Genomic DNA, 11,754 nt, shown 5'->3' on the forward strand with positions numbered 1-11,754 from the left:
GGAGCTCAGACCTCGGGGTCGAGGGGGAGGCCGAGCAGGGCGTTCTCCAGCACCTCGGGCAGCGCCGGGTGGATCCAGTACTGCTTCTCGGCCATCGTGCGGGCGTCCAGGCCGAAGGTGATCGCCTGGATCATCGGCTGGATCAGCGAGGAGGCCTCCGGGCCCATGAGGTGGGCGCCGAGCAGGGTGCCGTCCGGCGAGGCGACGAGCTTGACGACGCCGGTGGTGTCCTCCATCGCCCAGCCGAAGGCGACATCGCCGTAGTTCTGGATCTTGGTGACGTAGGGGATGCCGCGGTCGCGGCAGTCCTGCTCGCGGAGCCCGATCGAGGCGATCTGCGGGTCGGTGAACACCGCGGCCGGCACGTGCCGGTTGTTCGTCTCCCGCGGGTCGTCGGGGTAGAGCAGGTTGTGGCGCACGATCGCGGCCTCGTGGTTGGCGACGTGCTTGAGCTGGAACTCCGAGCTGATGTCGCCGAGGGCGTAGACGCCGGGCACCGAGGTCCGCTGCTGGGGGTCGACGACGATGCGCCCGTCGGAGTGCAGCGCGAGCCCGCCCGCGGCGGCGTCGAGCCGGTCGGAGTTGGGGATGCGCCCGGCGGCCACGAGCAGGGCGTCGCTCTCGATGGCGCCGTGCTGGCAGTGCAGGACGATCGTGCCGTCGTCGCGCTGCTCGGGCGGGGCGGTGGGTGCGGCGTCGCAGTAGAGGGTCCAGCGCTGGGCCGCCAGCGAGGTGAACCGGCTCGAGATGTCCTCGTCCTGCTCGCGCAGCAGCGCGGGCCCGCGGGTGGCGACGGTGACCTCGGCGCCGAGCGCCGAGAACACGTGGGCGAACTCCGCGGCGATGTAGCCGCCGCCGACGATCGTCAGGCGGCGGGGGACCTCGTCGATGCGCATGACGTCGTCGGAGGTGTGGAAGGTGACCCCGCTCGAGGCGATCAGGTGCGGGATCGCGGGGCGCGCGCCGGCGGCGACGACGATGCGGTCGCCGGTGAGGGTGACCGGCTCCGACCCGTCGGTCGGGGCCACCTCGAGCGCCCGCTCGCCGGTGAAGCGGGCGTGGCCGAGGTAGACCGGGGTGTTCGGGGCCTCGAACTGGCGGTAGCGCTGCCCCCCGGCGGCGATCGGGTCGATCCGCGAGAACACCCGGTCGCGGATGTCGGTCCAGCGGATCTTGTCGATGCTCGCGTCCACGCCGTAGATGCCCGCCCGGCGGATCGTCTCGGCGACGTCGGCGGCGTAGACGTACATCTTGGTCGGGATGCAGCCGACGTTCAGGCAGGTCCCGCCGAACACCCCGTGCTCGACGATCGCCACGTCCATGTCCGCGAACCGTTCGTCCGGGATCGTGTTCCCGGAGCCGGTGCCGATGATGACGAGGTCGTGGTGGGGCACGCCTCCACGGTAGTGCGCGACCGAACGGAGCGCGGCGCCGCCGTCCCACGACGAGCGGTTCCAGGTCGCCGTTCACCGGCTTTCACTGACCGCTCATCGCGGCGCGACCACTCCATGGTGACGTTTGTCGACGGAAATCGACCGTTCGTCGTCGCCCGGCGGAGCTAACTCTGCCCGCCCGGCCTTGTCCGAGGTCGAGACGACTGCTGGTCTCTTCCCCCGAAGGCACCCCACCGCTGCGCCGAACGGTCCCCGGTGGAGCGCCGAACGGACCTGAGCGGGAGGGGCAGTACGGATGACGAACGGCGTGCGCGACGGGATCACCGCGGTCCGGAGGATCCTCGTGCTCGCCGGGACGGCCCTCCTGATCGTCCTCGCCGGAGCGGCGGGCGCGTGGGCTTCCGAGGGGGCCACCCCTGGTGCGGACGACACCGGGGACGGCGGCTCGGGCGTGGTCGTCGACGCCGGCGTCCGTGTCGTCGGCGGGGCGCGCACGACCACCGACGAGCACCCGTGGGCGGTGTTCCTCACCGATGGCGCGGGGTTCCAGTTCTGCGGGGGCACGCTCGTCGCTCCCACCAAGGTCCTCACCGCCGCGCACTGCATGGCCACCACGTCGCCGCAGCAGGTGATGGTGGTCGCGGGGCGCGACGACAAGCAGTCGACGACCGGCGACACCTCGGCGGTCACCTCGGCGTGGGTCAGCCCCGAGTTCGAGGGCGTCGGCAAGGGCGCCGACCTCGCGGTCCTGACGCTCGCGACCCCCAGCACCCGCACGCCGCTGCCGCTCGCCGGGCCGGGCGACGAGGCGCTGTACCAGGACGGCCGCGCCGCCCAGGTCTACGGGTGGGGCGCGACCTCGGAGAGCGCCACGCCCTCGCGCTACCTCCTGACCGCGACGGTGCCGGTGCGCGGCGACGACTACTGCCGCGCCGGCGACCGCACCTTCGACGCCCGCCGGCTCACCTGCGCGGGCTTCGACCAGGGCGGCGTCGACTCGTGCCAGGGCGACTCGGGCGGCCCGCTCGTCGCCGCCGGCAAGCTCATCGGGGTCACGTCCTTCGGCGACGGCTGCGCCCGCGCCGGGCGCCCCGGCTACTACGTGCGCGTCGCGACCCTGCGCGACGCGCTGCGTTCCCAGCTCACGTGAGCGAACTTCAGGGCTATAGGCCCCGAGTTCGCTCACGGGGGAGAGACGACGGACCGGCGGGCAGGCCGGTCCGGCGAGACGGAGACGGGACCCGGACCACTGCCCCCGGTCCGGGTCCCGCTCCGCGGAGTCGCGGTCATCTCAGCGATCGCTCAGATGTTGTGGGTTAGGGTCCGTCGAACCTCGACTCCCGATCCGTGAGGACACCCCTTGGGCTTCCCGTTCTCGGCCGTCGTCGGCCACGAGGACCTGCGTCTCGCCCTCATGCTCACCGCGGTCGACCCGGGGATCGGCGGCGTCCTGGTGCGGGGGGAGAAGGGCACCGCGAAGACGACGATCGTGCGTGCGCTGGCGACGCTGCTGCCGCCGGTCGAGGTCGTCGCGGGGGACCGGTTCTCGGTCGACGTCGACGCCGGGGAGCAGAGCCCCGACGGCCCGTTCCCGTCCGACGCCCCCCGCGAGCGCCGGGCCGTGCGCCTCGTGGAGCTCCCGGTCGGCGCCTCGGAGGACCGCGTCACCGGGTCGCTCGACCTCGAGGAGGTGCTCGCCCACGGGCGGACCTCCGTGCGCCCCGGCCTGCTCGCCGCCGCGCACCGCGGGGTGCTCTACGTCGACGAGGTCAACCTGCTCCACGACCACCTCGTCGACCTCCTGCTCGACGCCGCCGCCACCGGGCGCGCGCACGTCGAGCGCGACGGCGTCTCGCTGACCCACCCGGCGGCGTTCCTGCTGGTCGGCACCATGAACCCGGAGGAGGGCGAGCTGCGTCCGCAGCTGCTCGACCGCTTCGGGCTCACCGTGCGGGTGGCCGCGTCCCGGGACGTCGCGGAGCGCACCGAGGTCGTGCGCCGGCGCCTCGCCCACGACGCCGACCCCGACGCCTTCGCCGCGCGCTTCGCCGGCGACGAGGACGCCCTGCGGGCCCGGCTGGTCGAGGCCCGCGGGCGGCTGGGGACGGTCGCCCTGCCCGACGCCGAGCTCGTGCGGATCTCCGCGCTGTGCGCCGAGGTGGAGGTCGACGGCATGCGCGCCGATGTCGTCCTCGCCCGCACCGCCGTCGCCCACGCCGCGTGGCGCGGGGCGGAGGCCGTCGACACCTCCGACGTGCGCGTCGCCGCCCGCCTGGCCCTGCCGCACCGGCGTCGTCGCGACCCGTTCGACGAGCCGCACCTCGGCGAGGACGAGCTCGACGAGGCGATGCAGAAGGCGGACGAGGCGGCGGACGAGAGCGAGCCGCCTCCCGAGGGCGGTTCCTCCGGCGACTCCGGCCGCGACGATCCCGGCCCCGAGGGCTCCGGGCCCGACGATCCCGGGCCCGACGATCCCGGGCCCGACGATCCCGGGCCCGAGGGCGGGGGGCCGGGAAGCGGTCCGGGTGGCGGGGCGCCGCCGCCCTCGTCGTCCTCCTCGTCGTCCCCACCGCCGTCGTCCGGGAACGGGACCACGTCCGAGCCGCCTCCCGGCGCCGGGCGCGACGAGCCCGAGCCCGCCGGCGTGCCGGTCGGCGCGCCGGCGTCCACGAGACTGAGGGCGCGCCGGTTCGAGGTGCGCGGCACCGGCGAGGGCGCGCCGGGGCGGCGCTCGCGGGCGCGGGGCAAGCAGGGTCGCGTGGTGCGCGCCGTGCCCGACGCCGGCGACGACACCACGCTGCACGTGCCCGCCACGATGCTGGCCGCAGCCGGGCGGGGCGCCGTCGGTGTCGCGCGGACCGACCTGCGGCACGCCGTGCGCGAGGGCCGCGAGGGCAACCTCGTGCTCTTCTGCGTCGACGCCTCGGGATCGATGGCGGCGCGCAAGCGGATGACCGCGGTGACCGGGGCCGTCGCCGCCCTCCTGCGCGACGCGTACCAGCGCCGCGACCGGGTCGGCGTCGTGACCTTCCGGGGAAGCGCCGCCACCGTCGCCCTGCCGCCGACCACCTCCGTGCACGCCGCCCACGCACGCCTGCACGACCTGCGCACCGGCGGGCGCACCCCGCTCGCCGAGGGGCTGCGCACCGCGCGGGCGGTGCTGCGCACCGAGCGGACCCGGGACGCCCGGCGCCGCGGGCTGCTCGTCGTGCTCACCGACGGGCGCGCGACGGCGTCCGGCGGGCTCGACGCCGCGCTGGAGGCGGCCCGGGGGCTCGCGCGCGACGCCGGCGCCGGTGGGCGGGGCGCGAGCGTGAGCACGGTCGTCGTCGACTGCGAGTCGGGGCCGGTGCGCCTGGGGCTCGCCGGGCGCCTCGCCCGCGTCGCCGGCGGCACCGTCGTCACCCTGGACGAGCTGACCGGCGAGTCCGTCGCCGGTGTCGTGGAGCAGTTCCGAGCCTCGTGAGCGAAATTCCCGGCTATAGCCGTGAATATCACTCACAGACGGAAGGAGGGCAGCCGTGCCGCAGGGGGTCCCGAGCACCGTTCCCGCCGACGGGCTGACGACGCGCCAGCGCCGGCGTCGTCCGCTGCTGCTCGTGCACACCGGGGCGAACAAGGGGAAGTCGACGGCGGCGTTCGGGCTGGCGCTGCGCCAGTGGACGGCCGGGTCGTCGATCGCGGTGTTCCAGTTCGTGAAGTCGGCGAAGTGGCGGGTCGGCGAGGAGACCGCGCTGCGCGCCCTCGGCGACGTGCACCGCGACACCGGGCAGGGCGGGCCGGTCGAGTGGCACAAGATGGGCGAGGGCTGGTCGTGGTCCCGTAAGGCGGGGACCGAGTCCGACCACGCCGAGGCCGCGCGCGAGGGCTGGGCGGAGATCCGGCGCAGGCTCGAGGCGGGCGCGCACGACTTCTACGTGCTCGACGAGTTCACCTACCCGCTGAAGTGGGGGTGGATCGACGTCGACGAGGTCGTCGAGGTGTTCACCCACCGGCCCGGCTACCAGCACATCGTCGTCACCGGGCGCGACGCGCCGCCGGCGCTGACCGACGCCGCGGACCTCGTCACGGAGATGACCAAGATCAAGCACCCGATGGACGCCGGGCAGAAGGGGCAGAAGGGGATCGAGTGGTAGTCCTGCCGCCCCGGGTCGTCGTCGCGGCGCCCTCGTCCGGCAGCGGCAAGACCACCGTCGCCACCGGCCTGCTCGGCGCCCTCGCCGCCCGCGGCACGGCCGTGGCCCCGGCGAAGGTCGGCCCCGACTACGTCGACCCCGGCTACCACGCCCTCGCGGCCGGGCGTCCCGGCCGCAACCTGGACGGGGTGCTCGTCGACCCCGCGACGCTGCCCGGGCTCCTGGCGCACGGAGCGCGCGGCGCGGACCTGGCCGTGGTCGAGGGCGTCATGGGGCTCTTCGACGGGCGGATCGCCGCCGAACCCGACGCCGACGGCTCGACCGCCCACGTCGCCCGGCTGCTCGAGGCGCCCGTGGTGCTGGTGGTCGACGCGCGCGGCCAGTCCCGCTCGGTCGCCGCGCTGCTGGCGGGGTTCCGGGACTTCGACCCGCGGCTGCGCCTCGGCGGCGTGATCCTCAACCGGGTCGGGTCGAACCGTCACGAGGAGGTCCTGCGCGCGGCGTGCGCCGAGGTCGGGCTCCCGGTGCTCGGGGTGCTGCCGCGGCGGGCGGAGCTGGCGGTGCCATCGCGGCACCTGGGTCTGGTGACAGCCGCCGAGCATGGGAGCGCGGCGCGCGAGGCGGTCGACGCGATGGCCGCGCTGGTCGCCGGACACGTCGACCTCGACGCCGTCGTCGCCCTCGCGCGCTCCGCGCCCGCGACACCCGTCGAGCCGTGGGCCCCGGCGGTCGGCGAGCGCGTCCCCGGCGCGCCGGTGGTCGCCGTCGCCGGCGGGGCCGCGTTCACGTTCGGCTACCCCGAGCACGCCGAGATGCTGGCGGCCGGGGGCGCCGACGTGGTCACCGTCGACCCCGCGCGCGACGAGGCGCTGCCGCCCGGGACGGCCGGCCTGGTGCTGCCCGGCGGCTTCCCCGAGGAGCACGCCGAGACCCTGAGCGCGAACGCCCCGCTGCGCGCGGCGATCCGGGCGTTCGCGGCGTCCGGGGCCCCGGTGCACGCCGAGTGCGGCGGGCTGCTCTACCTCGCCCGGTCGTTGGACGGCGCGCCGATGTGCGGGGTGCTCGACGCCGACGCCGCGATGGGCCCGCGCCTGGCCCTGGGCTACCGCACCGCCACCGCCTGCGCGGACTCCCCGCTCGCCGCCGCCGGGGAGACGGTGACGGGGCACGAGTTCCACCGCACCGTGGCGACTCCCCGCGCCGGCATGTCGGCGGCCTGGCGGTGGGACGGGGCGGAGCCCGAGGGCTTCGTGACCGGCGGCGTCCACGCCTCCTACCTGCACACCCACCCGGTCGGCCGTCCGGGTGGCGTGGCGCAATGGCTGCGCCACGTGAGTGATATGGGTCGTCCTGACGACCCAGATCACTCACGTGGCCGGAGGCCCTCATGAACGTCACCGTCGACGGGCGCACCGTCGCCCTCGCCGAGCACGGCGACCCCGACGGCGCCCCGGTCTTCCTCTTCCACGGCACCCCCGACAGCCGCCTGGGCAAGGAGTTCACCGACGCCCCGGCGCGCGAGCGCGGGCTGCGCGTCCTGTGCCCCGACCGCGGTGGGATCGGCGGCTCCGACCCCCTCCTGGAACGGACGATCAGGGGCTACGCGGGCGAGGTGCTCGCGTTGGCCGACGTGCTCGGCATCGAGCGGTTCGCGACGATCGGCTACTCCGCCGGCGGCCCCTTCGCGCTGTCCTGCGCGGCGGGGTGCGGCCCGCGCGTCACCGGGACCGCGCTCATGGCCGGCGCCGGCCCGATCGACGACCGCCCCGGCGCCCGCGAGGGCCTCGCGAAGTCCGACCTCGACATGCTCGAGCTCCTCGAGAAGAACCCGCGCCGCGAGGCCATGTCGCTGCGCGTGCAGAAGTGGGCCACGCAGCTGGTGCCGGGCGCCGCGGTCGGCCAGATCTCCGCGGAGCTCGCGCAGCCCGACAAGGACTTCCTCGCCCGGCGCCCCGCGAAGGAGGAGATGTCCTTCTTCGTGGAGTCCCTGCGCCAGGGACCGCACGGGGTGATGGACGAGTACCGGCTCTGGGCGAACGCCTGGCACCTCGACTGGGACGCGGTGGCGGCGCCCGTCGAGATCTTCCAGGGCGAGGACGACAGGATGGTGCCGATGCACCACGCCGAGGACATCGCCTCCCGCCTGCCCGCCGGGATCGCGCGGATCCACCGCCTGCCGGGCGTCGGGCACCTCTCGATCCAGGACCACGTCGCCGACGTCCTCGACGCGCTGGTGACCCCGTAGGCGTGCTGGTCCTCGGGGTCGGCGTCGAGCCGGGCACGCCGCCGGAGCACCTGCTCGACGCGGTGGCGGCCCTGGGGCTCGTCGAGGACGTCGCCGTCGTCGCGACCATCGAGACCCGCGCGGGCGAGCCCGCGGTGACGACGCTGGCGGCGGGCCGGGCCCTGCGCACCTACCCGGCCTCGGTCCTCGACGCCGTCGACGTCCCGCACCCCTCGCCGGTCGTGCGCCGGCTGACCGGCACCGGGAGCGTCGCCGAGGCCGCCGCGCTGCTGGCCGCGCGCGAGCGGGGCGGGGGCGAGCTCGTCGTCGGCAAGCAGCGCGGCCGGGGCGTCACGGTGGCGGTGGCGCGCTGAGACCCAGCGCGCCCCCGTCCACCAGGGCGCGCACGACCGTCGAGGAAGGCGAGCACCGCGGGCCGGTGGGGGTGGTGATCCCGGTGGTTCGTGACCGTGACGCGGCCGACCGGGTCTGACGCCCGCGCGTGTGACGGGGGAGGATGACGACCATGAGCGAGCAGCCCCGGTACGGCGCGCCGTCGCCCGCCGACGGGCCCACCACCCCCGGCACGGGCGCCGTCTCGCGGGCCGAGGCGGCCGGGGCAGGCACCGTCGACCCGGGCTCGACCGGCCGGACCCCGCCGTCGGAGCCCCTCACCATCCCGGACGGCGCCGCCGCCGCGCGGCCGCGCGTGCAGACGAGCCCCGGACGCACGCGGGTCGGCGGGGCCTGGATCGGGTTGATCCTCGGCGCCGTCGTCCTGGTCTTCCTGCTCGTCTTCATCCTCCAGAACCTCGACCCCGCCCGCGTGGCGTTCCTGGGGTTCGAGGCCACCCTGCCGCTGGGGATCTGGCTGCTCTTCGCTGCGATCGCCGGGGTGCTGCTGCTCGCGATCCCCGGTCTCGGGCGGATGGTGCAGTGGCGTCGCGCGGCCAAGCGCACGGGAAGGGTCCGCTCATGACACTGCGCCTCGCCGGGGCACCGCTGCCGCTCGTCGGCCGCGCCCGCGCCTACGTCTGCGGCATCACCCCGTACGACACCACGCACCTCGGGCACGCGGCCACGTTCGTGTGGGCCGACGTCGCGTCCCGGGTGCTGCGTCGCACCGGCGTCGAGCTCATCACCTGCCGCAACGTCACCGACGTCGACGACGTCCTCGACGCCGCCGCCGAGCGGGCGGGCGCGCGGTTCGACAGCTTCGCCGCGGTCGGCCAGTTCCGCTTCGACCGCGACATGGCCGCCCTCGGGGTGCGCCCGCCGACCCACGAGCCGCGCGCCCACAACCACGTCGACGGGGTCGTCGCCCTCGCCACCGCACTGCTCGAGCGCGGCGCGGCCTACGAGCGCGACGGCGCCGTGCTGTTCCGTGCCGGTCAGGTGCCGGCGCCCGAGGTACCCGCCGACCCGGACGAGACGTCGAGCGAGGCGCCCTGGCCGGGAGCCGACGATCCCGCCGACGCGCTGGTCTGGCGGCCGGCCTCGCCGGGTGAGGCGGCCTGGCCCAGCCCCTGGGGCGACGGTCGGCCGGGCTGGCACGCGGAGTGTGCGGCGATGGCGCTGACGATGCTCGGGCCGGCCGTCGACCTCCACATCGGCGGCGCCGACCTGCGCCATCCCCACCACACCCACCAGGCGGCGATGGTCGAGGCGCTGACCGAAGTGCGGCCCTTCGCCCGTGCGCGCCTGCACGTCGGGACGGTGCGTGTCGACGGGGAGAAGATGGCGAAGTCGGCCGGGAACCTCCTGCTCGTCGGCGAGCTGCTCGAGACCCATCCGGCCGCGGCCGTGCGCCTGCTGCTGCTCGACCGGCCGTGGGCGAGCGCCTGGGACATCGAGCCGGGGGCGCTCGACGCCGCCGCGGCGCGTCTCGAGCGGCTCTACGCCGCGGCCGCCCGGCAGGGTCGGGGCGTCGCGGCGGCGGACGCCGTGATGGAACGCCTGCTCGACGACCTCGACGTGCCCGGCGCGCTCGCGGTGGCCGAGGACGAGGGCGGGGAGGCCGCCCGCGCGGCCCTCGCGGTGCTCGGTCTGGCCTGATCGCGCCAGCGTGTCCCGGTGAACACCTCCCGCGTGTCCGGGCGCGGCGCGCCGTCTCCGACCGGGTGTCGACCTACCGTGGGTCCGCGCGCCGGTGGAGGCCTCGTGAGGCCCCGGCGGCGGAGGGGAGGTGGCGTCATGGGTGTCGGCACCCGCTGGTGGCGCCGTGTCGAGTCCGAGGAGGACAACGACGCGTGGGGTGGCCCGGACGACGTGACCGTCGCCCCCGACCCGCGTACCTCGACCGAGGACGACCGCCGCGAGGCACGGGAGACCGCCGAGCGCGAGGCGCGGGAGACCGCCGAGCGTGAGGCGCGGGAGACCGCCGAGCGTGAGGCGCGGGAGACCGCCGAGCGTGAGGCGCGGGAGACCGCCGAGCGTGAGGCACGGGAGACCGCCGAGCGTGAGGCGCGGGAGCAGGCGGAGCGTGAGGCGCGGGAGCAGGCCGAACGCGAGGCGCGCGAGACCGCCGAGCGTCAGGCCCGTGAGCAGGCCGAACGCCAGGCGCGCGAGACCGCCGAGCGTCAGGCGCGCGAGCAGGCCGAACGCCAGGCGCGCGAGACCGCCGAGCGTCGCGCCCGCGAGCAGGCCGAGCGCGAGCGCCTCGAACGCGAGGCCCGTGAACAGGCCGAACGCGAGCGCCTCGAGCGTGAGGAGACCGCGGCGCAGGACCTCGTGTCGACGCTGCCCGGTGCCGAGACGGTCCCGCCGCCCCTGGCGCGCGAGGCGGCGGCTCGCGAGGCCGCGGCGCGCGAGGCGTCGAAGGCGAACCGGAAGCGTCGCCGCCGTCGGGTGCTCGCGATCTTCCTGGTGGCGGCCCTCGCGGTGGCGGCCGTGTGGATCATCCCGCGGCTCATCGCCCTGGTGCTCGCGCTCGCCGGCGCGCTCGGGGTCGGACCTGCGCCGGAGCCCCCGCCGAACGTCGCGGCCGCGCCCGTGGCCGCGGTGGCCGGCCCGCTCGCCGAGCTCCCCCGGGGCGGGTCGACGATCCTGCCCGCACAGCGGGTGGTCGCCCTGCGCGAGGCCCCGGGAAGCGGCCCGAGCGAGGCGAGCGCGGACCGTCTCGACGCCGTCGCCGTCCCGTTCGGCACCGCCGACCGCGAGGTCCTGCCGGCCCTGGAGCTGCCGGTGCGCGACGTCGCCGACGCCCCGACGGCGTGGCAACGGCTCGCGCTGACGCGGGCCCACCGCCAGCTCCTGGTGCTCGCGGTGCCCACCGGACCGACCGCCGTCCGGGACACCCTCGAGCCCTGGGAGCGTCTGCTGCGCGAGCCCGACGTCGGCCTCGCCCTCGACTCCCCGCCGCTCGCGCCCGAGGAGCTCGGGGCCGTCATCGGCTGGCTCGCCGACCTCGTGCGCACCGGCAACCTGCCGCAGAAGCTCGTCGTCGTCCCGGGCGCCGCGACCGGCGCGCCGTCCGAGCTCGCCCTCGTCGCCACCGACGGGGAGCAGGGGTCCGCGCCGCGCGGGGTGGTCCTCCCGCCGGGTGGCGCGTCGCCCACCGAACTGCTGGCCGCCGACCCGGCCCCGGACGTCGTCCTCTACCGCTGACCGCGTCCCAGGGCGCCGCGGGTGCTCCTCGCCGGAGCGGTCGCGGCCCCGACGCCACAGATGCTTCGGAAACCGAAGCATCTCCGGACGGAGTCGCGACGCGAGCTCACGCCCGTCAGGTCCTCGACCGCCGGGCGCGGTCCCGGAGCACGCGTCACGTCAGCAAGACGCTTCGGAAACCGAAGCATCGCGACGAGAAGAGGTGCGACTGCCGAGCTCACACTCGCCAGGCCGTCGCGGCGAGTGCCCCGTGCCAGCGGGTGTGGCGGTCGCGGTCGGAGCCCAGCACGTTCGTCCCGTACAGCCAGCACGCCCGTCCCTCGCCGAAGGCGATCTCGTCATGGGGCTCGTCGGCGATCAGCACCCGGGCGGCCTCGGGGTCCACGCCGTGATC

Annotated in this window: 11 protein-coding genes; 9 read left to right on the plus strand and 2 right to left on the minus strand. The window is 76.1% G+C overall.

Annotation, left to right across the window (positions count from 1 at the left end):
- Positions 1-5: 5 nt before the first annotated feature.
- Positions 6-1,394 carry a mycothione reductase gene (locus PH189_RS12425; protein WP_274189106.1) on the minus strand — a complete coding sequence of 463 codons (1,389 nt, stop codon included), beginning with the start codon at positions 1,392-1,394 and terminating at the stop codon, positions 6-8.
- Between the two features lie 295 nt (positions 1,395-1,689).
- Between PH189_RS12425 and PH189_RS12430 the strand changes: the two genes are divergently transcribed.
- From PH189_RS12430 to PH189_RS12470, 9 genes are all read left to right on the plus strand, one after another.
- Complete coding sequence (locus PH189_RS12430) at positions 1,690-2,544, plus strand: S1 family peptidase (protein WP_274189107.1); 855 nt, start codon at positions 1,690-1,692, stop codon at positions 2,542-2,544.
- Between the two features lie 264 nt (positions 2,545-2,808).
- Positions 2,809-4,860: a VWA domain-containing protein gene (locus PH189_RS12435; RefSeq protein ID WP_274189317.1), complete on the plus strand. Its 2,052-nt coding sequence runs from the start codon at positions 2,809-2,811 to the stop codon at positions 4,858-4,860.
- Between the two features lie 55 nt (positions 4,861-4,915).
- Entirely contained in the window at positions 4,916-5,530 is a 615-nt protein-coding gene (gene cobO, locus PH189_RS12440; RefSeq protein WP_274189108.1) for a cob(I)yrinic acid a,c-diamide adenosyltransferase, read from the plus strand.
- Between the two features lie 2 nt (positions 5,531-5,532).
- A complete protein-coding gene (locus PH189_RS12445) occupies positions 5,533-6,921 on the plus strand; it encodes a cobyrinic acid a,c-diamide synthase CobB (protein ID WP_274189318.1) in 1,389 nt (462 codons plus the stop codon).
- Entirely contained in the window at positions 6,918-7,775 is an 858-nt protein-coding gene (locus PH189_RS12450; RefSeq protein WP_274189109.1) for an alpha/beta fold hydrolase, read from the plus strand. Before PH189_RS12445 ends, PH189_RS12450 begins: the two co-directional genes overlap by 4 nt.
- A gap of 2 nt (positions 7,776-7,777) precedes the next feature.
- A complete protein-coding gene (locus PH189_RS12455; RefSeq protein WP_274189110.1) occupies positions 7,778-8,128 on the plus strand; it encodes a cobalamin biosynthesis protein in 351 nt (116 codons plus the stop codon).
- Positions 8,129-8,280: 152 nt separating this feature from the next.
- Positions 8,281-8,733, plus strand: coding sequence for a LapA family protein (locus PH189_RS12460; RefSeq protein ID WP_274189111.1), 453 nt, complete (start codon positions 8,281-8,283; stop codon positions 8,731-8,733).
- Positions 8,730-9,809, plus strand: coding sequence for a cysteine--tRNA ligase (locus tag PH189_RS12465; RefSeq protein WP_274189112.1), 1,080 nt, complete (start codon positions 8,730-8,732; stop codon positions 9,807-9,809). The genes PH189_RS12460 and PH189_RS12465 overlap by 4 nt, the downstream gene beginning before the upstream one ends.
- Positions 9,810-9,947: 138 nt before the next feature.
- Positions 9,948-11,360, plus strand: coding sequence for a cell envelope integrity protein TolA (locus tag PH189_RS12470; protein WP_274189113.1), 1,413 nt, complete (start codon positions 9,948-9,950; stop codon positions 11,358-11,360).
- A 217-nt stretch (positions 11,361-11,577) separates the two neighbouring features.
- Here PH189_RS12470 and PH189_RS12475 read toward each other — a convergent pair whose 3' ends face one another.
- Entirely contained in the window at positions 11,578-11,745 is a 168-nt protein-coding gene (locus tag PH189_RS12475) for a hypothetical protein (RefSeq protein WP_274189114.1), read from the minus strand.
- Between the last annotated feature and the right edge of the window lie 9 nt (positions 11,746-11,754).

It is taken from the genome of Actinomycetospora chibensis (assembly GCF_028737215.1).
GTDB classification, from domain to species: Bacteria; Actinomycetota; Actinomycetes; order Mycobacteriales; family Pseudonocardiaceae; genus Actinomycetospora; species Actinomycetospora chibensis.

Coding starts and splice junctions, on each gene's coding strand:
- PH189_RS12430 (WP_274189107.1), top strand. CDS start 1,690: ATGACGAACGGCGTGCGCGACGGGATCACCGCGGTCCGGAGGATCCTC.
- PH189_RS12460 (WP_274189111.1), top strand. CDS start 8,281: ATGAGCGAGCAGCCCCGGTACGGCGCGCCGTCGCCCGCCGACGGGCCC.
- PH189_RS12450 (WP_274189109.1), top strand. CDS start 6,918: ATGAACGTCACCGTCGACGGGCGCACCGTCGCCCTCGCCGAGCACGGC.
- PH189_RS12435 (WP_274189317.1), top strand. CDS start 2,809: ATGCTCACCGCGGTCGACCCGGGGATCGGCGGCGTCCTGGTGCGGGGG.
- PH189_RS12465 (WP_274189112.1), top strand. CDS start 8,730: ATGACACTGCGCCTCGCCGGGGCACCGCTGCCGCTCGTCGGCCGCGCC.
- PH189_RS12470 (WP_274189113.1), top strand. CDS start 9,948: ATGGGTGTCGGCACCCGCTGGTGGCGCCGTGTCGAGTCCGAGGAGGAC.